The sequence below is a fragment of the Aeromonas sp. FDAARGOS 1416 genome, assembly GCF_019048085.1.
Lineage (GTDB): Bacteria > Pseudomonadota > Gammaproteobacteria > Enterobacterales > Aeromonadaceae > Aeromonas > Aeromonas veronii.
This window is the reverse complement of sequence record NZ_CP077301.1, coordinates 1,692,386-1,718,684: the sequence shown is the minus strand read 5'-3', so window position 1 is coordinate 1,718,684 and position 26,299 is coordinate 1,692,386. Positions and strand designations below refer to the sequence as shown.

The 26,299-nt window shown below is 60.3% G+C and carries 13 protein-coding genes; 4 read left to right on the top strand and 9 right to left on the bottom strand.

Annotation, left to right across the window (positions count from 1 at the left end):
* The first annotated feature begins 227 nt into the window (after positions 1 to 227).
* From phnW to phnX, 3 genes are read left to right on the top strand one after another with little or no spacing between them, the layout of a single operon-like run.
* Positions 228 to 1,370, top strand: coding sequence for a 2-aminoethylphosphonate--pyruvate transaminase (gene phnW / locus I6L46_RS07605; protein WP_216977790.1), 1,143 nt, complete (start codon positions 228 to 230; stop codon positions 1,368 to 1,370).
* Positions 1,367 to 2,806: an aspartate aminotransferase family protein gene (locus I6L46_RS07600; RefSeq protein ID WP_216977789.1), complete on the top strand. Its 1,440-nt coding sequence runs from the start codon at positions 1,367 to 1,369 to the stop codon at positions 2,804 to 2,806. The genes phnW and I6L46_RS07600 overlap by 4 nt, the downstream gene beginning before the upstream one ends.
* Positions 2,799 to 3,638, top strand: coding sequence for a phosphonoacetaldehyde hydrolase (phnX, locus tag I6L46_RS07595; protein WP_216977788.1), 840 nt, complete (start codon positions 2,799 to 2,801; stop codon positions 3,636 to 3,638). Before I6L46_RS07600 ends, phnX begins: the two co-directional genes overlap by 8 nt.
* A 98-nt stretch (positions 3,639 to 3,736) precedes the next feature.
* Here the strand turns inward: phnX and I6L46_RS07590 are convergent, their stop codons facing one another.
* The 9 genes from I6L46_RS07590 to nrfA form a co-directional block, all read right to left on the bottom strand.
* Complete coding sequence (locus I6L46_RS07590; protein WP_216977787.1) at positions 3,737 to 4,189, bottom strand: NUDIX pyrophosphatase; 453 nt, start codon at positions 4,187 to 4,189, stop codon at positions 3,737 to 3,739.
* Between the two features lie 54 nt (positions 4,190 to 4,243).
* Positions 4,244 to 4,873, bottom strand: coding sequence for a DUF2268 domain-containing putative Zn-dependent protease (locus tag I6L46_RS07585; RefSeq protein ID WP_199428600.1), 630 nt, complete (start codon positions 4,871 to 4,873; stop codon positions 4,244 to 4,246).
* Positions 4,874 to 4,964: 91 nt separating this feature from the next.
* The gene (gene nrfF / locus I6L46_RS07580; protein WP_216977786.1) at positions 4,965 to 6,170 is read right to left on the bottom strand and encodes a heme lyase NrfEFG subunit NrfF; all 1,206 of its coding nucleotides are present in this window, start codon (positions 6,168 to 6,170) and stop codon (positions 4,965 to 4,967) included.
* Positions 6,167 to 6,781, bottom strand: a complete 615-nt coding sequence (locus I6L46_RS07575; protein ID WP_216977785.1) for a DsbE family thiol:disulfide interchange protein — start codon at positions 6,779 to 6,781, stop codon at positions 6,167 to 6,169. Before I6L46_RS07575 ends, nrfF begins: the two co-directional genes overlap by 4 nt.
* Positions 6,778 to 8,745 (bottom strand): heme lyase NrfEFG subunit NrfE, encoded by a 1,968-nt coding sequence (gene nrfE, locus I6L46_RS07570; protein ID WP_216977784.1) that lies wholly within the window; start codon positions 8,743 to 8,745, stop codon positions 6,778 to 6,780. The genes I6L46_RS07575 and nrfE overlap by 4 nt, the downstream gene beginning before the upstream one ends.
* A 136-nt stretch (positions 8,746 to 8,881) precedes the next feature.
* Positions 8,882 to 9,835 carry a cytochrome c nitrite reductase subunit NrfD gene (gene nrfD, locus I6L46_RS07565; RefSeq protein WP_216977783.1) on the bottom strand — a complete coding sequence of 318 codons (954 nt, stop codon included), beginning with the start codon at positions 9,833 to 9,835 and terminating at the stop codon, positions 8,882 to 8,884.
* 87 nt (positions 9,836 to 9,922) lie between these two features.
* Entirely contained in the window at positions 9,923 to 10,603 is a 681-nt protein-coding gene (nrfC, locus tag I6L46_RS07560) for a cytochrome c nitrite reductase Fe-S protein (protein ID WP_216977782.1), read from the bottom strand.
* The gene (gene nrfB, locus I6L46_RS07555; protein WP_216977781.1) at positions 10,600 to 11,193 is read right to left on the bottom strand and encodes a cytochrome c nitrite reductase pentaheme subunit; all 594 of its coding nucleotides are present in this window, start codon (positions 11,191 to 11,193) and stop codon (positions 10,600 to 10,602) included. Before nrfB ends, nrfC begins: the two co-directional genes overlap by 4 nt.
* 53 nt (positions 11,194 to 11,246) lie before the next feature.
* Positions 11,247 to 12,689 carry an ammonia-forming nitrite reductase cytochrome c552 subunit gene (gene nrfA / locus I6L46_RS07550; RefSeq protein ID WP_216978028.1) on the bottom strand — a complete coding sequence of 481 codons (1,443 nt, stop codon included), beginning with the start codon at positions 12,687 to 12,689 and terminating at the stop codon, positions 11,247 to 11,249.
* Positions 12,690 to 13,409: 720 nt separating this feature from the next.
* Between nrfA and I6L46_RS07545 the strand changes: the two genes are divergently transcribed.
* The gene (locus I6L46_RS07545; RefSeq protein WP_216977780.1) at positions 13,410 to 26,261 is read left to right on the top strand and encodes a retention module-containing protein; all 12,852 of its coding nucleotides are present in this window, start codon (positions 13,410 to 13,412) and stop codon (positions 26,259 to 26,261) included.
* The last annotated feature ends 38 nt before the right edge of the window (positions 26,262 to 26,299 follow it).

Genomic DNA, 26,299 nt, shown 5'->3' with positions numbered 1-26,299 from the left:
GGGCAATTGGCTGGGCACAGGACAGGTCATCTGCCCGGTCGTTTCACGGCAACATCAACATGCGTTGGTAGATACCAGAATCGCCCCTGTTGTTCAGGCTTCCTAGATTATCGCGATCCCTGCGCTGAAAATGAATTTTTTGTTGCACGTAGCGCCACCCCTTTGACCTTGGCGGGGCAGTTACCCACAATGCGCTCATTCTGGTATATACCAAAAGGAGCGAAGTCATGACCCATATTCCTGCGGCCCCCGCCGCCGTCGATTACCTGCTGCTGACCCCGGGCCCCCTCTCGACCACCGCCACGGTGCGCGCCGCCATGCTGCAAGACAGCTGCACCTGGGATGCGGACTACAACCTCGGTGTGGTGGAGCCCATCCGCCGCGAGCTGGTGCGCCTCGCCACCGGCCCTGAATATGAAAGTGACTACAGCGCCGTCTTGCTGCAGGGCAGTGGCAGCTATGTGGTGGAGAGCGTGCTGGGCTCGGCGATAGGCATCGATGAGTGTCTGCTGATCATCAACAACGGCGCCTACGGTGCCCGTATGGGGGAGATGGCCCGCTGTCTTGGCCTGCGCCACCACGAGCTCGATTGCGGCGAGACAACCCGCCCGGAACCCGCAGCCATCGAGGCGATGCTGGCGCGCCACCCCGAGATCACCCACTTGGCCATGGTGCACTGCGAGACCACCACCGGCATGCTCAACCCGCTGGAGGAGGTGGCTGCGCTCTGCCAGCGCCGCGGCATTCGCCTGATCGTCGATGCCATGAGCAGCTTTGGCGGTATCCCCATCGATATGGGGTGCCTTGGCATCGAGTTTCTGATCAGTTCCGCCAACAAGTGCATTCAGGGGGTGCCGGGCTTTGGTTTCGTCATCGCTCGCCGCGCCGCGTTGGCAGCCTGTGCCGGTCGCGCCCGCTCGGTCTCCCTCGACCTGCACGCCCAGTGGCAGACCATGGAGCAGCAGGGGGGCAAGTGGCGCTTTACCTCGCCCACCCATACTGTGCTTGCCTTTGCCCAAGCCCTGCGTGAGCTGGACGAGGAGGGGGGCATTGAAGCCCGTCATCAGCGCTACAGTGAAAATCAGCGTACGCTGGTGGCGGGGATGGCTGCGCTTGGCTTTGCGCCGATGCTGCCAGAACAGTGGCAATCCCCCATCATCACCGCCTTCTACTCTCCGACCCACCCGGACTACCGCTTCGCTGACTTCTACCAGCGGCTCAAGGCGCAGGGCTTTGTCATCTATCCGGGCAAAGTCTCGCAAGCCGATTGCTTCCGTATCGGCAATATCGGCGACGTGACCCCTGAGCGGGTGCGCGATCTGCTCGCCGCCATGGCCAGCGCCTGCTACTGGCAAGGGGACGCGCGATGACCAACATGCTGGCTCAGGGTCGTGATCTGCGTGGCCGCGATTTGCATGACCATAAGCTGCACGGCAGTGGCCGCTCCGATAGCGAAGGGGATATCAACCTCGGCGAGGGGCGGGCGCGTTGGTGGGCTGACCAGAGCGAAGATGTACAGGCGGGATTGGCGGAAGACAGCCGCTACTTTCTCCATCAGGCCCTCTCCACCCCCTGTCTGGATTTGATCGAGGGGGCGCAGGGGAGCTGGTTGACCAGCGTATCGGGCAAGCGTTACCTCGATTTTCACGGCAACAGCGTCCATCAGCTGGGCCACGGCCACCCCAGGGTGGTGGCCGCGGTGCAGCAGCAACTCGCCGATCTGCCGTTTGCACCCCGCCGCTACACCCATCAGGTTGCCATCGACTGTGCCCGCACCCTGGCCGAGCTGGCCCCCGGCGATCTCAACCGGGTGCTGTTCGCCCCCGGCGGCAGCGAGGTGGTGGGGATTGCCCTGAAGCTTGCCCGTTTCATCACCGGCAACAGCAAGGTGGTGTCCCTGTGGGATGCCTTTCACGGCGCCTCTCTCGATGCCATCTCGGTCGGCGGTGAAGCCTGTTTTCGCGCTGGCATGGGCCCGCTGATGGCCGGAGTGGAGCGCATCCCGCCGCCCACCCGTTATCGCGGCGTCTGGTATCGCGGGGAGGTGGATGACCTGCACTACGCCGATTATCTGGAGTACGTCATCGAGAAGGAGGGAGGAATAGGCGCCTTTATCGCCGAGCCCATCCGTAACACCGACGTACAGGTGCCCTCGAAGGCCTACTGGCAGCGGGTGCGGGAGATCTGCGATCGCCACAGGGTGCTGCTGATCGTCGACGAGATCCCCAATGCCCTGGGCCGCACCGGCCACTGGTTCAGCTTTGAAGAGTTCGGCATCGAGCCTGACATCATTTGTCTGGGCAAGGGGTTGGGGGGCGGTGTGGTGCCGTTTGCCGCGCTCATCACCCGCGACCGTTTCAATCAGGCCGCAGCTATTTCGCTCGGTCACTACACCCACGAGAAGAGCCCTATCGGCTGCGCGGCGGCCCTCGCGACCATCGCTACCATCCGCGAAGAGGGGTTGCTGGCAAAAGCGCAGGAGGATGGCGGTTTTATGGCGGCCGAGCTCGGCAAGTTGGCTAAGCGTCACCCGCTGATCGGGCAGGTACGCGGTATCGGTATGCTTTGGGCGCTCGATCTGGTGGTCGATCACCAGAGTCGTGCCCGCAATAGCCAGGCCGCCGAGCGGCTGCTCTACCGCTGTCTGGAGCTGGGGCTCAGCTTCAAGGTCTCCCAGGGCAACGTTATCCAGCTCTCGCCACCGCTCAATATCGCCCGCGCCGATCTGGTGCGCGCCATCACCATTCTCGATCACGCCCTTGGCGAGATCGCACTTTCACCGAAACAGGAACACCACCATGACTGACTTGCAGACTGCCATCGACCCGACCACCGACGTGGAGGCGCTGATCCTCGACTGGGCCGGTACCGTCGTCGATTTCGGCTCCTTCGCCCCCACCTCCATCTTCGTCGAGGCCTTCGCCCGCGCCTATGACTTTCCAGTGACCCTGGATGAGGCGCGCCAGCCTATGGGCCTTGGCAAGTGGGATCATATCGCCGCGCTGGGCCGTCTACCTTCGGTGGATGCGCGCTGGCAGGCTCGCTTCGGCCACCCCATGAGCCACGCCGAGGTGGACCACATTTATCACACCTTTATGCCGCTGCAGATTGCCGCCGTGACCTGCTTTGCCACCCCCATCCCCGGTGTGCTGCCGGTGCTGGACGCTCTGCGGGTGCAGGGGATGAAAATCGGCTCCTGCTCCGGTTATCCCCGTCCGGTGATGGAGGCGCTGGTACCAGCGGCGGCCGATCACGGCTATCGCCCGGATCACTGGGTCGCCACCGACGATCTCAAGGCTGGTGGTCGCCCCGGCCCCTGGATGGCGCTGGCCAACGTGATTGAGCTCGGAGTGAGCGCGGTGCATCGCTGCATCAAGGTGGATGACGCCGTGCCGGGTATCAGCGAAGGGCTTAACGCGGGCATGTGGACGGTGGGGCTGTCGGTTTCCGGCAACGAATTTGGTGCCACCTGGGAAGAGTTTGCCGCCATGAGCGAGGCGGAGATCGCCGCCCGGCGCGCACCGGCCGAGGCCAAACTGCGGGCGGCGGGGGCACACTATGTGATTGATACCCTGGCCGACATCGCCCCGGTTATCGCCGATATCAACCGCCGTCTGGCCGCTGGCGAGCGGCCGTAGGCCATCTGCTTGGGCTAACAAAAGCGCTTGGCTGGCTTTAGATACAACACGCCCCCATCCGGGGGCGTGTTGCATTTACAGGGGGAAGCCGTGCGCGGTCAGCGGATATCGACCCGCATCAGGGGAGAGGGGGCGTTGTCGACAAAATGGTGCCAGATATGGCCGTAGAGCGCCTTCTGGCCGGGGAAACTCACCAGCGCCTTGGCTTCGGCCTGGGAACACCAGCGATAGTCTATGTGCTCGTCGTTGAGAATCACCGCCTGATTGGGCGGGCAATAGACTACAAAGACCGGCACCACCTCCACCGTATTCAAGCTCGCCTCGTAAAACTGCTCCAGATACTGGCCGTTGTAGAGTTCGGTGACCCGTATCCCCGTCTCTTCGCCAAACTCCCGAATAATGGTCTGCCAGCCGGTTTCACCCGCCTCCACCGTGCCTGCCACATGACACCAGAACCCCCCCTTGACCCGTTTCATCACCAGCAATCTGGTTTCGCCATCGACAGTGGTAAGGGCAACGCCAGAGACGGCCTTGCAGCGAATGGGGATCATGATCTTCTCTCCGGGTTTGGGCTCTGTGATAGCCATTAACAGTGTAAAGGCGTGTTAATTGAAATACGCTTCGGCGGGCAGGCCCATGACCTCTATTTCATTCAGGCCATTTTTGGCCAGATAGTTGGCCACCAGATTGAACCCCACCCAGTAACCGGCATATTTGGGAAATGGCCGGTTATCACGGCAGTAGAAAAAGTCTAAATAGTTGAACTGCTTGCTGGATAGATGGGGCGTCATCTCTGCCAGGAGCGATTGCCAGTCATGGTGATGAGACTCCTTGAACAGCGAGGGGAGGGTGCCACCATTGAACCTCTGCTCAAAGTAGCAGGCCAGTCCTTCAAAAATCAGGTTTTCGGCCAGTGTTTCTGCTTCCACCTTGTTCTTCTTTTGCACGATATGGTGGACTTCGTGGGCCAGCACGGCAGGCAATTCGGTAATGATCACCTCTTTGATGTCGGGCCGTTCCAGATCAAGCTGGAGTTCTATTCGATACATGTTGATGGCCCAGCCACCGATACCCGAGTCGGGAGCATCCCCCTCGGCAAAAGGGCTGAAGGTGACATCCAGTTGGGAGAGATCGAACAAGGTATTCAATTTGTGCGCCGTCTCGGCAAAAACGTGCCTAATGGTGTCATCGAGCCCATCGAATTTGCCCGAGTCGTTTAACAGGGTGAGTTGCATCCAGACATCCTTGTCTATTGAAAGAGAGTGCTGAGCCACTTGCGTGGTCGCGGCGCCATATCACCACGATTACCCTCCTTCAATCAAGGGGTTATCCGCCCATTATGCTTGCCGTCTGGATCGCCTCAATCAGCGCGGCCCGGTTGATGCGAGGGCGCTCGCCATCGAGCAGTTGCTGCCACAGCGCAATGGCCTGGCTGTAGCGGCCATGCAGGAAGTGATCGGAGGCGAGCAGCATCAGGGCGCTCACTTCCCCCGCATCCTGCTTGAGAGCACTATCGAGCAGGCGGGTTGCCTCGGGAGTCAGCTGCTGGCCCGCCTGATAGTAGAGCACGGTGGCTTGGGCGGCTTGAGTCGCCGCGCTTGCACCCCCCTCCAGCAGGGCCAGACGCTGATAGGCGAGCAGAGCGTTGTCATATTCGTTCCGATAGAGATAGAGCTGGCCGAGCGCCGCCCAGCTGTCGAGATCGGCAGGATTTCGCTGAAGCTTCTGATGCAGACTCCCCAGCTCCTTGTCTTGCAGATCCCGCGGGCTCAATCCCGCCAGCGGATCGGGACGGGATGCATAATCCTGCCATGCCTGATAGCGGCCGGTGCCCAGATACACAGCGGCAACGGCCGCGATGGCCAGGAGGCCAAGCAGCAACAAGGCAAGCCCGTGCCGATGATAGCGGCCGCGATTGTCATGCTGGTTGGCCAGTTGCGCGCGCAGGGCCAGCTCAGCCGCCGGGATAGCGCTGGCCAGGCGGGCGGCGCTCAGCTCCCTGTAGAGTGGCTGGTCGGGGGAGAGGCCTGCCTGCTCCCCGTGCATGATCAGCAAATTCAATTCGCTGCGCGGATCGGCGGCGGGTTGAGGGGGGGCCTCAACGATGGCCTTAACGACAGGGATGGGTTGCGCCTTTGTGCGCGTCAGGCGGCGAAACAGGGTCAACAGCGCCAGCCCCAACAGCAGCAGGGGACCGCTCCACAGCAGCGCCGTGCTGCTCTTGAAGGGGGGATCGTAGCGGACGAAATCGCCGAAGCGCTCCGTCATGCGGGCGATCACCTGTTCATCAGACTGCCCCTCGTCCACCCAGCGGTAGACCTCTAGCCGCAGATCTCGCGCGATGGGGGAGTTGGACTCCACCAGATTCTGGTTCTGGCACTGGGGGCAGCGCAGGGCGCGGGCCAGCTCTTGCGCCCGATTTTGCAGCTCGGGGTGGCGAAACTGATAGGTATCGACTCCGCTGGAATATGCAGTTGCACTCAGCAGCATGCCGAGGGCCAGCAGGGTGCAGGCAAGAGAACGGCGCATCATGGCTGTGTCTCCCGAGCTGATGTTGCAATAGACGGCGCAATAGATGGCGCAATCGCGGGTGCCGTTGTGGCAGCCTTTATCTGCGCATCAGCTCGCGCCTTGTCGAGCTGGGGGGCAAACTGGCGTTGCCAGATCCCTTTGGTAAGCTCGCCGGTATGGCGGACGAGCAGGGCACCATCGGCATCAAACAAATAGGTCTCAGGCGTGCCGTAGACGCCGAGCTCAAGGGCCAGTTTGCCGTCGGGGTCGGCCAGTACGGCGCGATAGGGGTTGCCCGCCTGGATAAGCCAGGCGCGGGCGGCATCCCTCTTGTCCCGGTAGTTGAGACCATAGAGGGGCACTGTGGACGCGAGCTCGCTGAGAAGCGGATGTTCGGCGCGGCAGTTGGCGCACCAGCTGGCCCAGACGTTAAGGACAAAGGGCTCCCCCTTGAGGCTGGCGGTCTGGAGCTGGCTCCCATCCAGCAGATTGTCGCTCTGCCACGCAGGCAGGGTACGGCCGAGCGTCGCTTCATCCTGGCTATATGGATTGTTGCCAAGGCCGAGCCAGAGCAGAGTGCCGAGCCCCAGAGTAAGGAGCAGGGGAAGAAAGAGACGCAGGCGGGATCTCATAACGCCTCCTGTTCGAGCCGTTGATGGGAGGTGCGAACCGCAACGGAACGGGAGGCAAGCAAGGGGCGACGGGCGAGCAGGCGCAGGGTGCCGCCCGCCATCATCAACAGGCCGCCGAGCCAGATCCAGCGCACCAGCGGCTTGTAGTGCAGCCGCATGGCATAGGCATCTGGCCCCATCTTCTCACCCAGCACCACGTAGAGATCGCCAAAAAGTCCCCACGCGATGCCCGGTTCGTTCATGTTCATGGTGCGCACGCTGTAGTGGCGCCGCTCCGGCGTCAGCCGCGCCACCTCTTTACCGTCTTTATGCACGCTAAGCGTGATCCGCTCGGCGGTATAGTTGGGGCCGATCACCGGCTCGCGCCCCTCATAGCGAAATTCGAAGGCACCGAGCTGGTAGGGCTGGTTGGCACTTAGCACAGTGCCCCCCTCCTGACTGTGGTCACTCACCTGCGCGATGCCAAGGGCGCACACCGCCACCCCGAGGTGGGCCAGCAAGCTGCCAAACCGATTGAGGGTGAACTCGCGCAGAAATGTCGGTTGCATGAGCGGGAGTAACAGACTGGCCATCAGCCAGAGGCTCACCATATTGGCGAGGATGCCAATCCAGCTACCGGAAAACGATCCCTGTTCCAGATAGGCAAGGCTAAGCAGCCCGCCGCCAAGCAGGCCAAACAGCGGCGGCAACAGCGAGTTGAGCCGGGAACCTGCCGCAAGCTGCTGCCAGCGCAGGCGTGGCAGCTGGGTCATCAGCGCCATTAGGCAGAGGGCCAGCGGCACGAAGATGGTATTGAAATAGGGGGCACCCACCGAGAGCGAGCCCAGATGAAGCGACTGGAACACCATGGGGTAGAAAGTGCCGAGCAGCACGCTGGCGCAGGCCACGCAGAGCAGCAGGATGGAGGCGCCGAGCAGCCCCTCCTTTGACAGCAAGCCAAAGCGGGCATAGGGGGCGCGAATGTCCGCCCGCAGGGCAAACAGGGTGAGGGCGCAGGTCAATAGCAAGCCGAGCAGTAACAAGAGGGTGAGGCCGCGGCTGGGGTCCACCGCAAAGGCGTGTACCGAGGTGAGCACCCCGGAGCGCACTACAAAGGTGCCGAGCAGGCTCAAGGCGAAGGTAAAGATGGAGAGCAACAGCACGGCGTGGCCGTAAGCGCCGCGCTTCTCGCAGACAATCAGGGCGTGCAGCAGGGCAGTGCCGAGCAGCCAGGGCAAGAGGGAGGCGTTTTCTACCGGATCCCAGAACCACCAGCCGCCCCAGCCGAGCTCGTAGTAGGCCCACCAGGAACCTAGCACTATGCCGGCGGTGAGAAACACCCAGGAGCCGAGCGCCCAGGGGCGGCTCCAGTGGGCCACGGCGCCATCCAGTCTGCCCGAATGGAGCGCCGCCATGGCGAAGGCGAAGTTGACCGCAAAGCCGACGTAACCGAGATAGAGCAGGGGCGGGTGGATGATAAGGCCGATATCCTGCAGCATGGGGTTGAGATCGCGCCCCTCCAGCGGCCCCGGGAACTGGCGGTCAAACGGGCTGGAGAAGAGCAGGGTATAGAGGGCAAAGAGCCCGACGATCAGCCCCATGATGGCCAATACCCGGGCTGTGATCAGCGGATCGACCCGCTTGGAGCAAAGGGCCACCAGGGCGCCCCACAGCCCCAATGCAAAAACAAAAAAGAGCATGGAGCCCTCGTGGCCGCCCCATACCGCAGCCAGCTTGAAGCCCAGCGGCAGGGCGCTGTTGGCGTGTTGAGCCACATAGCTGATGGTGAAATCATCCTGGCCAAAGCAGCTGGCGAGCAGCAGCAGGGAGGCTAACAGCAGGATGGCATTGATCAGTGCCAGCGGCGTGGCGCAGCGCAGCAGGGTCGGGGAGGCGAGCCGCAATCCCAGCCAGGGCAGGGTGCCCTGCAGCAAGGAGAGTGCCGCCGCCAGCAACAGTGAGAGATAGCCGAGCTCTGCCAGCACACAACCTCCAGTCAATCATTCGTCTATGTTATGCCGCAGCGTCTGCACCGTACCGGCGCTGGGGGATAACATCCACATTCCTGGCAACAAATAAGCGCCAGTCACCCGAAGGTGGCTGGCGCCGGTGAGTATACGGTTACACTACCGTCATCTGGCCGGCATAAAGCACGAAGTAGCGCAGCAGCATGATCCCCACCAGGGTCAGGCTGCAGACCAGCACCAGATGGCCATTGCGCTCCCGCAGGGGGGCCGGGGTCAGCAGGGCCAGCAGCTGGGGCAGCAGCATGCCGAAGCCCACCACCCCTATCCAGAACACCTGAGCCCAGAAGCCGCTGCCGATGGCCGCCCACATCGCCACCTCTTTCTGGCCGCCACCGAAGTAGAGGCCGGTAAAGAAGCAGACCAGCAGCAGCACCTCCACCGCCAGCACCGGCCGCTCGAAGCGATGCACGAAGCTCACCCCCTGGCTGTGGTGGTTCTCCTTGAAGAGCGTCACCGCCAGCAAGATGGTGGAGGCGATGCCGGAGCTGATGCCCGAGACCAGAAACAGCACCGGCAACACCGGGTTGTTCAAGAGCGGATAGGTCTTGAGCGCCGAGAGCAGAAAGCCGGTATAGGCCCCCAGCAGTACGGCGAGCAGCAGCAACAGCGGTGCCAGCAGCCGCTCGATGCGGGCGAGCCAGCCAATCAGCCCATCCACAAAGGCGAACTTCTCTTGCAGCAGGTGACGACGCAATGTCTCAATCTCGGAGCGAAACACCACCGCCAGCCAGGCGAACAGCACCGCCATATAGAGCTGAAACAGCATGACCCCCATCGACATCACGGAGTCGAATTGGTAGTGGAACATCAACTTCCAGAAGGTCCAGGGGCGGGCCAGATGGAAGATAAGGATCAGCAGCCCCAATATCACGCTCGCCGGCGCCAGGATTGCGGTCGCCTTGATGATGCCGCTCTCGCTGCCTGCCCCCTTGCGGCGCAACAGCACCGAGAGGGTGGTGGCTCCGGCGGAGATGCCGAGCAGAAAGAGATAGATAGCGATGGGCCAGTCCCAGACAAGTGAAGGGAAGTGAAATGCGTCATGCAACATGATCCATTCCTCCTTCTGTGACTGCGGTAGATGGCGATCGGACAAATCCCCAGACAAGGGAGAGGAATTGCAATGCCGCTTGCATGGTCATGACGTTATCTCCCCTTTGGGCACGCGGTACATCTTGGGCGAGGTGCCGAGCGCCTGCTTGTAGCGATAGGTGGTCTCCTTCACCAGTCGTTGGGCGATGGGGCTGTCCGGATCATCCAGATTGCCGAACACCAGCGCCTTGGTGGGGCAGGATTCCACGCAGGCCGGCTCCTTGCCTGCCGCCAGGTTGGTCTTGCGGCAAAAGTCGCACTTGTCGGCCACCTTGGTCACAGGGTTGATGAAACGCACCTGATAGGGGCAGGCGGCCAGACAGTACATGCAGCCGACGCAGAGATCCGGGTTGACGTCGACGATGCCATCCTCCTTGCGGATATGGGAGGCACCGGTGGGGCAGACGTGCACGCAGGGTGCGTTGTCGCAGTGCTGGCAGGACTTGCGAAAGAAGTGGTACTCGGCATCGGGGAAGGTGCCGATGGGGCCGGAGCGGATGATCTCGAGGCGCGAGACCCCCTCTGGCACCTGATTCACCTCCCGGCAGGCATCCATGCAGGCGGTACAGCCGATGCAGGCCGTCTCGTCGTGGAGCATGCCAAAGCGTACCCCGTCGATGGTCTGGCTGTGGGCAAGGGGGGTGGCAAGGGAGCGAGTCGGCCCCGTCATCATGATAAGGGCCCCTGCTCCCATGCCCGCCATAAAGTCACGGCGAGAGCAGCTCATTGTGCCTCCTTGCCCGAGGTGGTGTTCGCCTTGGCCGCCTTGACGGCCTCATGTTGCTTGCTGTGGCAGTCGACGCAGAGCCTGATGCGGGATTTTTCCGGGATCCCCACCATGGGCTCCTTGGCCGGATGCAACTGGTGGCAGCTGGTGCAGGTGAGCTTGGTGGCGTGCACGTCGTGGGCCCAGAGCGCCTCGCGAAGCACTTTGGGCTCGTGGCAACTCATGCAGACTCCATTCTGCTCGCTGATGGGATAAAGCTTGATGCTCTCTTTATCCTTCAGGCTGTGGCTAAAGCGCATCACATCTTTGACCCCTTCCCTGTGCTGAGGGGAGGGCTGGCCGTGGCAGTTGGTGCAGGTGACAGGTGCCAGGTTGTTGGGATTGGTCGCCTGACCATGCTTGCCGTGCATTCCCTCGCTCTGCTCCTTGTGACAGTCGGTGCAGGCCTTGTCGGGATTGCGTAAAAATTCCACCTCATGTGTAGCTGGAACAGGGGCTGCTGCCGGCTCGGCCGCCTGACCCTGCAGGCTGGTGAGCAGCATGGCTGCCATCAGCATCAGTCGTAAAAAATCCATCGTTAAATCACCCATAGGAAGCCTCCATCCGCTGCGGGCCCGACTTGGCGCCGGGCCTGCAGGCGCCGTTACTGTGCCAGCCGTCCGGCCGCTTTGGCCTCGGCATCCCAGGCGGGGACCGTGGTCTTGAGGAACTGGGCCTTGTCGCTGTTGAACTGCTTCATATCCATGCCAAGGGCCGCTTGCGCTTTCTCCTTGGTGGAGATGTCGGGGATGGCGATTTCGTGGCTGATCCCCTTGCTGGCCAACAGGCGCGCCAGCTTGGTGCGGGCGTCAGCGGCTTTATCCAGCGCGCTGCCAAGTACCTTGAGGGCCACTTCGGGGGCGTGCATCTGCACCCCATGGGAGGCGATGGCGTAGTCCCAGCGCCACTGGGCGTGACGGATGTCCTGCAGAATATCCTTCATCTCTGCCTCGGTGGCGCCGGCATCCCAGGCCGCCTTGGCTTCAAAGTGGGCGTGTACCAGCTGCTTCTCGACCTTCAGCTTGGTTTCGATTACAGCCTCTTTGCGCTGCTTGACGATCCCTTGCAGCATCTCCTTGCTCTGGGTGTGGCAGTTGCGGCAGGTCTGATCGAAGCGATCGAAGGGGTTGCCTACCTTGTGATCGGTGTAGACCTTGCCCTGTTCGTTCTGCACCTTGGGCATGTGGCAGTCGACGCAGGCGACGTTGTTCTGGCCGTGAATGCCGGCGCGCCAGGTCTCGTACTCGGGGTGCTGGGCTTTGAGCATGGGGGTCTTGGAGAGGGCATGGGTCCAGTCGGCAAAGCCTATTTCATCGTAATACTGCTCCATCTGCTCAACTGTGGTGCCCTTGTCCCAGGGGAATTTCACCGCCTTGGTGGGGCCGCTGAAGTAGTACTCCACGTGGCACTGGCCGCACACCTGGGACTGCTGATCAAAGCGCCCTTGCTCCTTGAATGGCTTGCCAATGGCGGTCATGGCCCGGTCGGCATAGGGACGGGAGAGGTGCAGGGCAGGTTTGCCCTCCTTGAACTCCTTCGAGGCGGTGTCGTGGCAGTCGGCGCAGCCGATGGTGTTGACTACTTCCGGCCCACCCTTGGCCCACATCCCTTTGAAGTAGCCATCTTCACCCTTCTCGTCGATGACGCGGGCCACATCCGGGCCTTTGCAGCTCCAGCAGGCCATCGGCAGCGGGCCATCTTCGGCTGTCTTGGGGGCGCCGGTACGCAGGGTTTCCCGTACATCGGTCAGCGCATAGAAGTGGCCCCGCGGCTTGTTGTAATCCTTGGCGAAGGGGTAACCGCCCCACAGCACCACCATATTGGGATCTTCCGCCAGCGCGTCGGTACGCTCCTTGCTTTCGCTGGTGGCTTGCCAGCTGGTGAACTGATCGGCGTGATCCTTGGCGAACAGCTCGCTGCGCGCCTCTATCTTGCCCTTGGTGGTTGCGTCATCAGCCAGTGCCCAGCCGCTGGTGCCAAGGCTGGTAGTCAGCAGCAGGGTGGCGAGGCCCAGTTTGATATGCCTGTGTTGTGAACCCACGTTTATCACTCCCAGATAAATGTTTTGGTCTCGTCTGACCCGTTCCATCTTGGTGTGGATCTTCCCCCCGTCCGGCGGGGTGGGCAGACATTCGCTTGCGGGTGAATAAAACCGCGCAATATATGATTGCTCGAGGGTTACCCTAACAAATAGGTAAATTTAATGATGATTTATCGAAGGGAGAGTTGTGCCAGATCAATTGGTGCACAGGATTGATCGCTGAAATGAGATCTGGATTAAATTTTATGGAAACTCAACTTCTTGTTAACTGCCGAGCATTCGATGGCAGGCGTTTGATCGATACAGCTACGTACAGGCACTTTTTGCTGCTGATCCTGATTGCTGCCGTATTGTTCACATATTCTGGCAATATCTTATGCTAATAATTGACTGAATATGCAAATTTGCGGTGTTGTGGTGTGAGCTTTTGACCTTCGGATTATGATCCATTTATTGAGGCAGCAGTGGATTTATCGTCAAACGACAGAAATGGTCACATGAAGTCTGATAGACCCATTAATAAAGGTGATGGAATTGGGTCCATCCAAATCTCATTTTATTAAAAAGGGTCTGTTAGATGCACAATCTTGTAAGTTATGGCCATTTTATGGCAATTATTGTCGAAAATAGCGAAAAGACCCACTTAGTCTGGTGCGGTATGATTATTGAACAGACAAGTACCCTGTAGGTACTGATGTTGGTGGTTAAGGTTTTGCTGGAGGTTGTATGGCTGAGTTGCAAATTGAAAAGTCCACGGTGATCTCCCAACTCGAGGGTTCCGTGTTTGTCATCAGTGCAGATGGATCTGTCATACGAGCAAAGGTGGGGATGGCATTGCAGCCGGGGGACCGCCTGCAAACTGCCCAAGGGGGCCACTTTCAACTAGCCGAGCCGGGCAGTGAGCCTACTGGTGAGCAAGATATGGCCGCCCAACCTGAGCCCGCCACACCTGCTGCTGATGGGCAACCGGCCGATCCGGAACTGGCCTCGTTGCAGGAGGCGATCCGTCAGGGTATTGACCCGACAGAGCTGTTTCAAGCGGCGGCCGCCGGTAACGCAGCCGCTGCGGGCAATATCGGTGGTGTAGCAGGTTCCAGCTCGGGTGGATTTGTGGTGGTCGATCGTACCAATGATGCCACCCTGGCCGAGGCCGGTTTTGATACCGACCATGCGGTGCAACCTGTTGGCGATGAGCAGCTGTTTTCCGAAGAGCGTGATTTCTTTGCCGCCATCACCATCACCGAGCCCCAAACCAGCGACAACATTATCAACGCCGATGAAGCGGCTGGCGTCATCATTAGTGGTGTGGTGGATGATGTGGAGGTAGGCCAGCCAGTCACTGTGACCCTTATCGATCAGGCGGGAAATTCACTGACGGTGACGACCGTGGTGCTGCCCGGCCTGGTGTGGGAAGCCAATTTTGGCGATGTGACCGGCAAGCTGGTGGATGGCCCGTTGCAGATTGTGGCCAACACCCAGGATCAGGCGGGCAACAATGCCAGCGACACCGGACAGACTCTGCTTGATACCATCACCACCATTACCCTCGATCTCGCCGATGAGAGCGACACCGGCGCCAGCCAGACCGATGATCTGACCCGCGACAATACCCCGCTGCTGCAGGGCAAAGGGGAGCCCGGCGCCACCGTAACCCTGAGCCTTGGCGGCAGCGTGCTCACCGTCCTGACGGTGGATGCCGCCGGTAACTGGCAATATCAGCTGTCGCAGACCCTGGCCGATGGCCAGTACCAGTTTCAGGTCAATTCCGTGGATATTGCCGGCAACCGCGCCAGCGATATCCTCGTTATCAATGTCGATACTCAGGCATCTATCGACATCGATGATCTCGATACCACTGCCCTGTTTGGCAACAGCAGCGCCACCCTGACCGGTTCCACCAGCAATGTGGAAGCGGGTCAGAGTGTCACCATCACACTTGTTGACAGCAATGGCCAGCCGCTGTTGACCACCTCGGCACAGGTGGGGGCCGATGGCCGCTGGCAGGTATCAGGTCTTGATCTCTCCGGTATCAATCAATCCTTTGAAGTGCGTGCCAGTGTCACCGATCTGGCGGGCAACAGCGCCAGCGATGGGGCGCCGCTGATCGGTCAGAGCGAAACCCTGACGCTCTCCGAAGCCGGATTGGCCGGTGGCCCGATCACCGCGACCGGCAGTCTAAATACCGGTGCTGGCCAGGATGGCAATCTGCAAGTCCAGTTCGCCGCTGATCAGAGTACCTTGGAAGGGCTGGGGCTCGTCAGCCATGGCGCGCCCCTTGGCTACATCATCAACGGTCAGACCCTGACCGCCAGTGCTGGTGGGGCGACTGTCTTCACCCTGACCCTCAACAATGATGGCAGTTACCGCATCGTCTGGAGTCAGAGCCTGGATCACGGTCAGGACGTGTTGCGCCTGCCGTTCAATCTCGAATATCGAGACAGCGACGGCGATCTGGTGAAGGCGCCGCTGGTGATCAATCTGGTGGACAGCAATCCACCCAACTTTGACGTTGATCTCCCGCCCATTACCCTGACCGAAGATGCCTTTATCAACGGTGCTGCCGTAGTGGGTGAGAGCCGCTTTGTAGTCAAACACGGTGTCGATCCTTTGTTGGTGGATTCGCTGGTGTTCAGTAATCAGAACAGTACCCTGACTACCCTCAACGGCTCGGGTCTTGCCAGCGATGGTCATCCGCTGACGTTTGAATTTGCCGATGATCGCACCTTGGTGGGTTACTACCTGGATGGCAGTGGCCAACGGGTGGAGGTGCTGCGCGCCGAATTGAATGCGCAGCAGCAGGGCAGCGATCTGGCTGGGCGGGTGGTGGTCACCCTCACCGGCCCGCTCGATCATCAGGGGAGCGACACGCTTTCCCTCGATTTGCAGGTGAGCGCCAACGAGATAGATGGGGACAGCACCAGCGCTAACCTGACGTTGACTGTCAATGATGGCAGTGATCCCGCATTGGGCATCGACAAGGGGGTCGCCCTGCAAGAAGGGGGCAACCAGAGCATCGATGGTCAGCTGCCGGTGACGGTGGGGAGCGATCGTCTGATCTCCCTCAACTTTGAGGCCAGCCAACCGGCGCTGGATGGGCTCACCAGCCAGGGCAAGGCGACGACTTACGAGGTTCAGGACAACCAGCTGATCGTCAAGGATTGGCAGGGCAAGGCAATCCTCACCGTTACTATTGGTCTGGATGGGAAATACAATGTCTCCCTGACCGGGGTGTTTGACGAGCCGGAAGCGACCAACAGCCTCAACCTTGGCCTGAAGGTACAGGGCTCAGATTTTGACGGGGACAAGAGCAATCTCGGCATCCTCAATATCACCATTACCGACGGTGCCTTGCCGCAGGTTAATCCTGTCTCCCTCACGCTCACCGAAGATAGCAACTGGCAGCAAGGCCAGACCCTTGACGGCGATCTGACTATCACTGCGGGCAGCGATCCGCTGGCCAGCATCACTTTCGATGCTAATCAGCCGGGGCTGCAAGGGTTCACCTCGGGCAAGCAGGCCGTGACGATCGCGGTGGCCGATCATCGTATCGAGGGACGTACCCCAGATGGCAAGCTGGTGTTTGAGCTGACCCTCGGTAACGATGGCAAATACAGCTTCACCCTCCATCAACCGCTGGATCAGGGCAGTGCCGACAGCCTGCTCAAGGCAGGCTTTACCCTGCTCGACAGCGATGGTGACAAGGTCTCCTCCACCATTACTGTGGCGGTGGGTGATGGTGCCAATCCGACCATCTCCGCCGTGACCGGCACCATCATCACCGAGATGGCGCAAGGGGAGATGGCTGCCGTCAGCACCATGAGTTTCTCGGTCGCGCACGGCAGCGATGCCCTCGACCCAGCATCCCTCGGTTTTGACATCGCCGCTATCCAGAGCACCCTGACCGGACTCACCAGCCACGGCAACCCGGTTACTTTCACCGTCGATCCCGCAACCGGCCAGCTGGTCGGGACCGCCGGTGGGCAGGTGGTGCTGCGCGCCGAGCTGAGCCTGCTCGATAACAACGGTAACTGGAGCGTCACCGCCAAGGTTACCCTGAGCGGCGAGCTGGATCACAAGGGGAGTGAATCCCTCAACCTGCCGCTTGCCGTCACCCTGGCCGATAAGGATGGCGATCGCATCGGTACCACGCTGCCGCTCACCATTGCGGACGGCAAGGCGCCGAGTTTTATCCCGGGCACTGGTGTAACCCTGGATGAGGGAAACCTCACCGGCGGCAACAGCTTGAGTCAAACCGGTCACTTCGATGTGCAAGCCGGGTCGGATCGGGTGGTCGAGGTGGCCTTTGCCGATGGCAGCCAGCAACCGGCGCTCACAGCACTTGGCCAGCCCGTCAAATACGAGCTGGTTGATGGGGACCCCGCCATCCCCGGTAGCCAGCTGCTCAAGGGTTATGTGATGGTGGATGGCCAGCGGGTCGAGGTGTTTGAGGTCAAGCTGATTGGCAGCCTCGATCAGGCGGGCAAAAACGGGTTTGACTATCAGGTCACTCTCTATCAGGGGCTTCATCAGGGCGGCAACGCCGTGACCGAGTTGCCCATCAAGGTGATCGTCAACGACTACGACAAGGCGGGCGGTAACAACGACAGCACCAGCGGCACCCTCAATATCCAGATTGGGGAAGGGGAGAAACCGACCCTCACCCTGACTGGCGTCACCTTAAGCGAAGGGCGTTTCGATGGCGCCAACTCGGCGGTGGATGACCAACAGGCTAGCGGCAAAATAATCATCAAAGCTGACTCGGATCCGGTGACCGATGTGCGACTGACCCTCTCCGGTCAGGTTATGGATGCCAACGGCAAGCCCATTACCCACAATGGCGAAGTATTGACCTGGAAAGCGGTTGGCACGGATGGTCACACCTTCCAGGCGGTGACCAGTGGTGGTCTGGTAGTGATGACGGTCTCCATCCCCACTGTGCCCGCCACCATCGCCGCTCACACCAGCGCAGAGATCGGTTATCAGGTGACGGTGCATACCAACCTGGATCACGGGGCGGATAACAAACTCAACCTGACCTTGCCGGTAGAAGTCACCGACAGCGATGGCAGCAAAAATCAGGGAACCGCTACTATCACAGTAAGTGATAGCGCAGACCCTGTGCTCGGTCTCGATAGAGGCGTCGCCCTGCAAGAAGGTGGCAACCAGAGTATTGATGGTCAACTGCCGGTGATGGTGGGGAGCGATCGTCTGGTCTCCCTCAACTTTGAGGCCAGCCAACCGGCGCTGGATGGGCTCACCAGCCAGGGCAAAGCGACGACTTACGAGGTTCAAGACAACCAGCTGATCGTCAAGGATTGGCAGGGCAAGACGATCCTCACCGTTACCATCGGTCTGGATGGCAAATACAGTGTCGCCCTGACCGGGGTGTTTGACGAGCCGGAAGCGACCAACAGCCTCAACCTTGGCCTGAAGGTACAGGGCTCAGATTTTGACGGCGACAAGAGCAATCTCGGCACCCTCAATATCACCATTACCGATGGTGCCTTGCCGCAGGTTAATCCTGTCTCCCTCACGCTCACCGAAGATAGCAACTGGCAGCAGGGCCAGACCCTTAACGGCGATCTGACTATCACGGCGGGCAGCGATCCGCTGACCAGCATCACTTTCGATGCCAATCAGCCGGGGCTGCAAGGGTTCACCTCGGGCAAGCAGGCCGTGACCATCACGGTGGCTGACCATCTTATCGAGGGGCGTACCCCAGATGGAAAGCTGGTGTTTGAGCTGACCCTCGGCAACGATGGCAAATACAGCTTTACCCTCCATCAACCGCTGGATCAGGGCAGTGCCGACAGTCTGCTCAAGGCGGGCTTTACCCTGCTCGACAGCGATGGAGACAAGGTCTTCTCAACCATCACTGTGGCGGTGTGGGATGGTGCCAACCCGACCATCTCCGCCGTGACTGGCACCACTATTACCGAGATGGCGCAAGGGGAGACGGCTGCCGTCAGCACCATGAGTTTCTTGGTCGCGCACGGCAGTGATGCCCTTGACCCTAACTCTCTTGGTTTTGATATCGCCGCGATTCAGAGCACCCTGACCGGACTCACCAGCCACGGTAACCCGGTCACTTTCGCCGTTGATCCCGCAACCGGCCAGCTGGTCGGAGCCGCCGGTGGCCAGGTGGTGCTGCGCGCCGAGCTGAGCCTGGTCGATAACAACGGTAACTGGAGCGTCACCGCCAAGGTCACCCTGAGCGGCGAGCTGGATCACAAGGGGAGTGAATCGCTCAACCTGCCGCTTGCCGTCACCCTGGCCGACAAGGATGGCGATCGCATTGGTACCACACTGCCGCTCACCATCGTGGATGGCAAGGCACCGAGCTTTATTCCGGGCAAAGGCGTGTCCCTGGATGAGGGGGACCTCACCGGCAGCAACAGCTTGAGTCAAACCGGTCACTTCGATGTGCAAGCCGGGTCGGATCGGGTGATCGAGGTGGCGTTTGCCGATGGCAGCCAGCAACCAGCGCTCACTGCACTTGGCCAGCCCGTCAAATACGAGCTGGTTGATGGGGACTCCGCCATCCCCGGTAGCCAGCTGCTCAAGGGCTATGTGATGGTCGATGGCCAGCGGGTCGAGGTGTTTGAGGTCAAGCTGATTGGCAGCCTCGATCAGGCGGGCAAGAACGGTTTTGACTATCAGGTGACCCTCTATCAGGGGATCCATCAGGGCGGCAACGCCGTGACCGAGCTGCCCATCAAGGTGATCGTCAACGATTACGACAAGGCGGGCGGTAACAACGACAGTACCAGCGGCACCCTCAATATCCAGATTGGGGAAGGGGAGAAACCGACCCTCACCCTGACCGATGTAACCCTCAATGAAGGGCGCTTCGATGGCGCCAATTCTGCCACTGATGACCAGCAGACGAGCGGCAAGATCACCATCAAGGCTGACTCGGATCCGGTGACCGATGTGCGACTGACCCTCTCCGGTCAGGTCATGGATGCCAGCGGCAAGCCCATCACCCATAACGGCGAAACCCTGACCTGGAAAGCGGTTGGCACGGATGGTCACACCTTCCAGGCGGTGACCAGTGGTGGTCTGGTAGTGATGACGGTCTCCATCCCCACAGTGCCCGCCACCATCGCCGCTCACACCAGCGCAGAGATCGGTTATCAGGTAACGGTGCATACCAACCTGGATCACGGGGCAGACAACAAGCTGGAACTGAATCTGCCGGTCGAAGTCACCGACAGCGACGGCAGCAAAAATCAGGGCACCGCCACTGTCACGGTGACTGATGGCATCAACCCGATCATATCCGCCATTGAACCGGTTCGGGTCGAGGAGTCTGATCTCGATGCAGTGAACGGTCAGCATCCGGGGACCACACCTGCAGGGAGTGGAGAAACCGATAGTGGCAAGGTGACCATCACAGCCGGTTCGGATCGGGTTGCCTCCCTTGAGCTGGATGTGGCTGCATTCAATCAGGCCAATCACCTCACGTCGGGTGGCAAAGCGGTTACACTGGCTGCACACAGCACCGGCTGGTATCTGGCTACGGCCGAGGGGGGCAAGCCCGTTTTCTGGGTCCACCTCGATGTTAACGGCAGTTACAGCGTCCATCTGGTTGGCCAGCTTGATCACGGTGCACAGGGCAAGGATGAGTTGACCATCGAAGTGCCGCTGTTTGTCACCGATCATGATGGCGATCGCAGTCCGAACGTCAGTGTGACCGTGACGGTGCAGGATGACATGCCTATCGGCACTGTGCTGGCTCATACCCTGAGCGAGGGGAGCAGTAGTGTGACCGGCGATCTGCTGCCTACCGCCAATGAAGGTGCGGATGGTGCCCGCGTCGAGTCGATCAGCATCAATGGCCAGACGTACGCCATCAATGGATCTTTGATACAAGATGTAATGAGCCCCGATGGCAAGCAGGTGATGGGAACCCTGACCATCTCTGCCGACGGCTCTTACTCCTTCAAGCCTGCGGCCGGTTTCAATCACGACGCAAGTCAGCTCAGTCAGGTGGTGACAGCCCATCTGGTCGATGGCGATGACGATCGTGCAGACAGCACACTGACCCTCAATCTGCAGGATGAAGCGGTGCGCTTTACCGTTAGCGAAGCCATTGGTAACGAAGATCAGGGGGCGCAAGACCCGAGGCTGGGTATCCCTATCAACATGCAGCTCGATATTGGCGATTTCGATCGCGGTGAGCATGTGGATCAGTTGCTTATCCAGGCGCCTGCCAATGCCCATGGCACCTTCTATTACAACGGCGTTGCCCTCACCACCACGGCTGATGGCAAGTGGTTTATCGTGCCGCCAGCGGCCATGGTGACCAGTGATAATGTTCACTACACCACTCAGGGGGTGACCTTTGTGCCTTCAAACAACTGGTCGAGCTGGAGCTATGGCGGTCAACCACTGCATTTCCAGGTGCAACTGCAGGTCGGTGTCACCGAAGGGGCGGCACCTGCGGCCGTAACGGGGGATCTGGCTGTGACGGTGCGCGGCGTGGCCGACAAGCCGATGTGGGACACAGCCAACACCACTCGCCACTATGACACCGATGAAGACAGCACAGGTATCAAGCTGGACGTCAAGGCGAGCCTGACTGATACCGACAGATCCGAGACGTTGACCTATCAGATCAAGCTGGAAGCGGGCAAGGGAACCCTGATGCTCGACGGTGCTGAGCTCAAGCCAAATAGCCATGGCATCTACACCGTTTCGGCAGGCAACATCAACAAGGTGACTGTGGTTCCGGGCGAGGATTTCAGTGGTGACATCAAGCTGTCGGTGACGCCGATCAGCACCGAGAAGAACCCTATCGCTCAGGGTCAGGGCACGGCGCAGGGAGACAAAATTGATCTGGTGATCAACGTCAATCCGGTGGCAGATGACGCCAAGCTCACCGTGCGTGACATTCAGGGCAAGGAAGACACCCTGCTCGATCTGGGCAGCAAGATCTCCCTTGCTCATCTGGATGACAAACTCGATGGCTCCGAGCAGATGTTTGTCCGCATCAGTGGTCTGCCTGACGGTGCAACCTTGTTGCTGGGTGGTTCCGCCGTTGCACAGAACGCAGCCGGTTACTATGAGGTTCCTTTTGATCGGATTGGCGAACTCAAGCTGCAACCGCCGAAAAACAGCAACGTCGATTTCGATCTGACCATCAAGGGAGTGGTGAAAGACACGGCGACCTTGACCGATGCCAACGGCCAGACCCATACCGTGGTGAACGAAAAGGAGACGGGCTCCCAGACCCTTCATGTGGATCTGGTGGGGGTGGTGGATCAGCCTCACTTCGAGCTTGGCAATACCGGCTGGGAGGCCGAAGGGACAGGCTATGCCATCACAGTGGGTGAGGATGGACGGGCGCCGCTCAACTTTACCCTCACCTCGGGCGAGTGGGTCGATACCCCGAACGACACCTCCGAGAGCCTCAACGTGGTGCTGCAAGGGTTGCCGGAAGGTGCCCGGGTCTTTGATGCCAATGGCAAGGAGCTGACCCTCACCTTTGCCGGACTCGACGCCCATGGCAAGCCGACCTATCAGGTCGATGTCTCCGATTTTGGCAACCTGCTTATACAGCCGCCCCACAACAGCACGGCGGATTTGAACCTGATCGCCAAGGTGGTGGTGACCGAGAACGATGGTGATCACAAGAGCTTCGATGTGCCGCTGCATATCAAGGTTGAACCCGAGATTGACGCCACCGATTACAGCAAGACCAGCCATGGCCTGGAAGATCAGTTCACCGTGCTGGACTGGCATCCGACCCTTACTGACGGCGCCGAGAAAGTCACGGCGCTGAGTCTCTCCGGGGTAGAAGATGGCTACCAGATCTGGCTGCGAGTCGGCAGTGTCGAGAGTCCGCTGACCGTGGTCAGTGGCAAGGTCACCCTGACAGCCGCCCAGCTCGACAGCCTGCTCAACGGGGGACAACTGCTGGTGAAGGCGCCGGAGGATAGCGATCGGGATACCACTATCCAGAGCCATGTCACCGTGACCCAGCACGATGTGGATTCGGGCGCGGTGGCCGAGAAGGTGATCGATGGCAATCTGCATGTCGATATCCAGGCCGTGGTGGAGTCCGATGGCAAGCTGGTGCAGACCGGCGGCCCGCTGGTAGGTCAGGGCGGTGCCGATATCGATCTGGCAGGGCGTTTCCTCTTTACCGACCTCGATCCCTCGAGCGTGGAGGAGATCGACTATCTGGTGATTAACCTGCCGGTGTTGAACGGTGGCGTAGGCGATCAGTTTGTGGTGATTGGCGGTATCAACAACGGTAACGGCAGCTGGATCGTGCCGGCGGGTAATCTCGGCAGCTTCAAGCTGCATGCGCCGGACGGGGTTGTCGGCAAGGTTCAACCGATCCGCATCGATGCCATGGTGATCGACCGGGGCGATGATGGCGATGCCAGTGCCCACGTCAAAGTGAGCCTGAAAACCAGTGCCGAATTTGAGAACACGCCAGTGACGCCCAAGACTCCGGCGGCGACTGTCGATATCGATGACAACGCCGTGCTGGTTGGCAAGGAGGATATCCGGGTTGATTTTGGTCAGCAGCTCAAAGGCGTGATCCATATCGGCGCCGCCGATCAGGCCAGCGACGAGGTGACCATTGTCCTCAAGGGGTTGCCAGCAGGCGTGACCATCAGCGGGGCCGAGTACAACATCTCGACCGGTGAGTACGTCATCAAGGTGTCGCCGTCACTGGCGGGCCTGGAAGGGTTGACCCTCGGCTTGCCGCAAGACTTTGCCGGCTCGCTCAATATCGAGGTGAAGGTGGTGAATACCGATACCGCCAGTGGCGACATCAAGGTCGACAGCAGCACGGTACGGGTCGATGTGGCCCCCGTGGTCGATGTGAATAGTGGCCGTGGCGAGCATCCGGAACTGACACTGACCGTGCAGGACACCAACCATGACGGACAGCCTGACAATCTGGAAGATAGCAAGATCCACCTCGATCTCTCGGTGAAACTGGCCGATATCAGCCCCTCCATCGCGGGCGGCGGCCTCGAAACCGTTGAGCGGGTCACCATCACGGTGGATGCGAAATATGGTTACTTCCTCGATGGCAGCGGCAAGCCGGTCAACACCCTGGTGGTCAACGATGTGGCGGCCCTCAAGGACTTGGTGTTTGTGCCCAAAGAGCACTTCAGCGGTCAGGTACCGCTCGACATCAAGGTCGATATTGTCGATACCGCGCTGGTCGGTGGCCAGCAGGTGACTGACAGCGGCAGCTGGAGCGGACAGGTCGGCTTTGAGGTGAGACCGGTCAACGATCCGGCCCAGCTCTCGGTTCACAGCGTCACGGGGAGCGAAGATGGCACGGTCAACCTTGCCGGATTTGGCGCAACCCTTATCGATAACGATGGCTCGGAGCAGATCGTCGCGCTGCAGATCAAGGGGGTACCGGATGGTTTCACCCTGTCGGTTCCGGCGGTCAACAATGGCGGCGGCGTCTGGCAGATCCCGGTGGGGACCGATTTCTCCAAGCTGACCCTGATCCCGCCAGCTGATTTCAGCGGCACCGTGGATCTGTCGCTGAGCGCCTTTACCCTCGACAAGGGGCTCACCATTCCGCTCGAAACCAGTGGCAGCTTTACCGTCACCGTCAATCCGGTGGGGGATGCCCTTATCGCCGACATTCAGGGTCAGGCGAACGGTACCGAAGGGGATGTGATTACTCTGGATCTGGGGCTGGAGACCCGGGATACCCAGCCAACCGGCGGCAGTGCGGGTAATGTGCATGAGAACAAGCCCGAGCAGGTGCGGGTCACCATCGAAGGGGTGCCTGATGGTGCCGAGATCCGCTTGCCAAATGGCGTGGCGGGGACGGTTGTTGATCTGGGTGGCGGTCGTTGGCAGGTCACTACCGAGGGCGGCAAGCTGGGTGCAGTCGAGCTGGTGACCAATGATGCCAACGGTGCACTGGATCTCAAGATCACCGCCCAGAGCCTCGACAACGGCGCGCTTGGCCCCGAGGTCAATGGCACCATCCATGTGGAGGTGAGTCCGGTCAACGATGCGCCAATCAACGTATTGCCAACGACCCCTCAGGTCGCGCAGGAAGATCAGCCCTTCGTTATCCACGGTTTGCAGGTGAAAGATGTGGACGCGGGCAACAGCCCCATCAAGATCACCCTGTCGGTGGAGCATGGCATCCTGACGCTGCCTGCTGGCAGCGGCGTGACGGTGGTCGGCAACGGCACCGGTTCGTTGGTGCTGACCGGCACGCTGGCCGATCTCAATGCCTTGCTCTCTGGTGGGGTCACCTATCAGGGCAACAGTGATTTCTACGGCAATGACGCCCTGACCATGGTCACCAACGATCAGGGGAACACGGGTAGTGGCGGGGCACTCAGCGATACCGATGTGCTGCCCATTGAGGTGCAGCAGGTCAATGATGCCCCGGTCAATCAGCTGCCTGGCAGCATGACGGTGAAGGAAGATGGCTCACTGTCGCTCTCCGGCGTCAGCGTGAAGGATGTGGATGCAGGCAGTGCGCCTGTCTCCATGGTGCTGCGGGTCGAGCATGGTGTGCTGACCTTGCTGGGTGCAACCGGTGCCGTGATGGTGCAGGGGGCGGGTACCAGCGAGATCACTCTGGTGGGGTCGCTGGCTGATCTCAACCAGTTGCTGGCAAGCAACCTGCATTATGAACCGGCCAAAGATTTCTGGGGAGAGGATACCCTTACCGTCACTACCTCCGATCAGGGCAACAGCGGTGCGGGCGGTTCTCTGAGCGACACCGATCAGGTGACCATCACGGTCACTCCCGAGCCGGATATGCCGGGTCTGACGGTGGATCAGCATGCGTTCCATGCCTTGCAGGGGGCCGTTATCCCCCTTGGCATCAACGCCAGCGTGGTCAATCCGGCCACCGGCGAGCTCTCCATCCGCATCAGCGGCCTGAATGGGGCGCAGGTGCAGGACGAGCATGGTCAGAGCGTCGGTCATGCCGATGGCAATGGCGACTGGCTGATCCCGGCCGATCACTCGGTTCCGCTCTACTTCAGCGGTTTTGGTGACGGTGACCATGTGCTGGGGATCAGTGCCGAGTCGAATGTCGGCGGTTCAACCGTCAGCACGCCCCTTGAGACCATTACGGTGCACGGCCAGAGTGGTCATGAGCTGGTCGGTTCCGATCAGGGGGATTGGCTGTTTGGTTCCTCCGGCGATGACCGTCTATTGGGGGGCCATGGCAACGACATTCTCACCGGTGGGGCTGGCAGCGATCTCTTCGTTTGGCAGCAAGGGGATGAGGGTAGTCAGGGGCTGCCCGCCATCGATACCATCACCGACTTCCATCCGGAGCAAGGGGACAAGATCGATTTGGCTGATATGCTGCAAGGGGTCACTGGCAATGGTGTCGATGATCTGCTCAAGCATCTCTCCGCCTCGGTGACCACAGGGAGCAATGGCCTGAGCGATGTGAATCTTTCGGTTTCCCCCGCGGGTGATGGCCAGATAACCCAACAGATCACCCTGAAGGATGTGGACCTGACCAGCTGGAATCTCACCAGCACCTCGTCCCACGATATCCTGCAGAGCATGCTGGAAGATCAACATAGCCTGATCATCCAGCACCCCTGATAGCGAGCGTGAAGCGTAAAAAGAAGAGCCGGCAATTG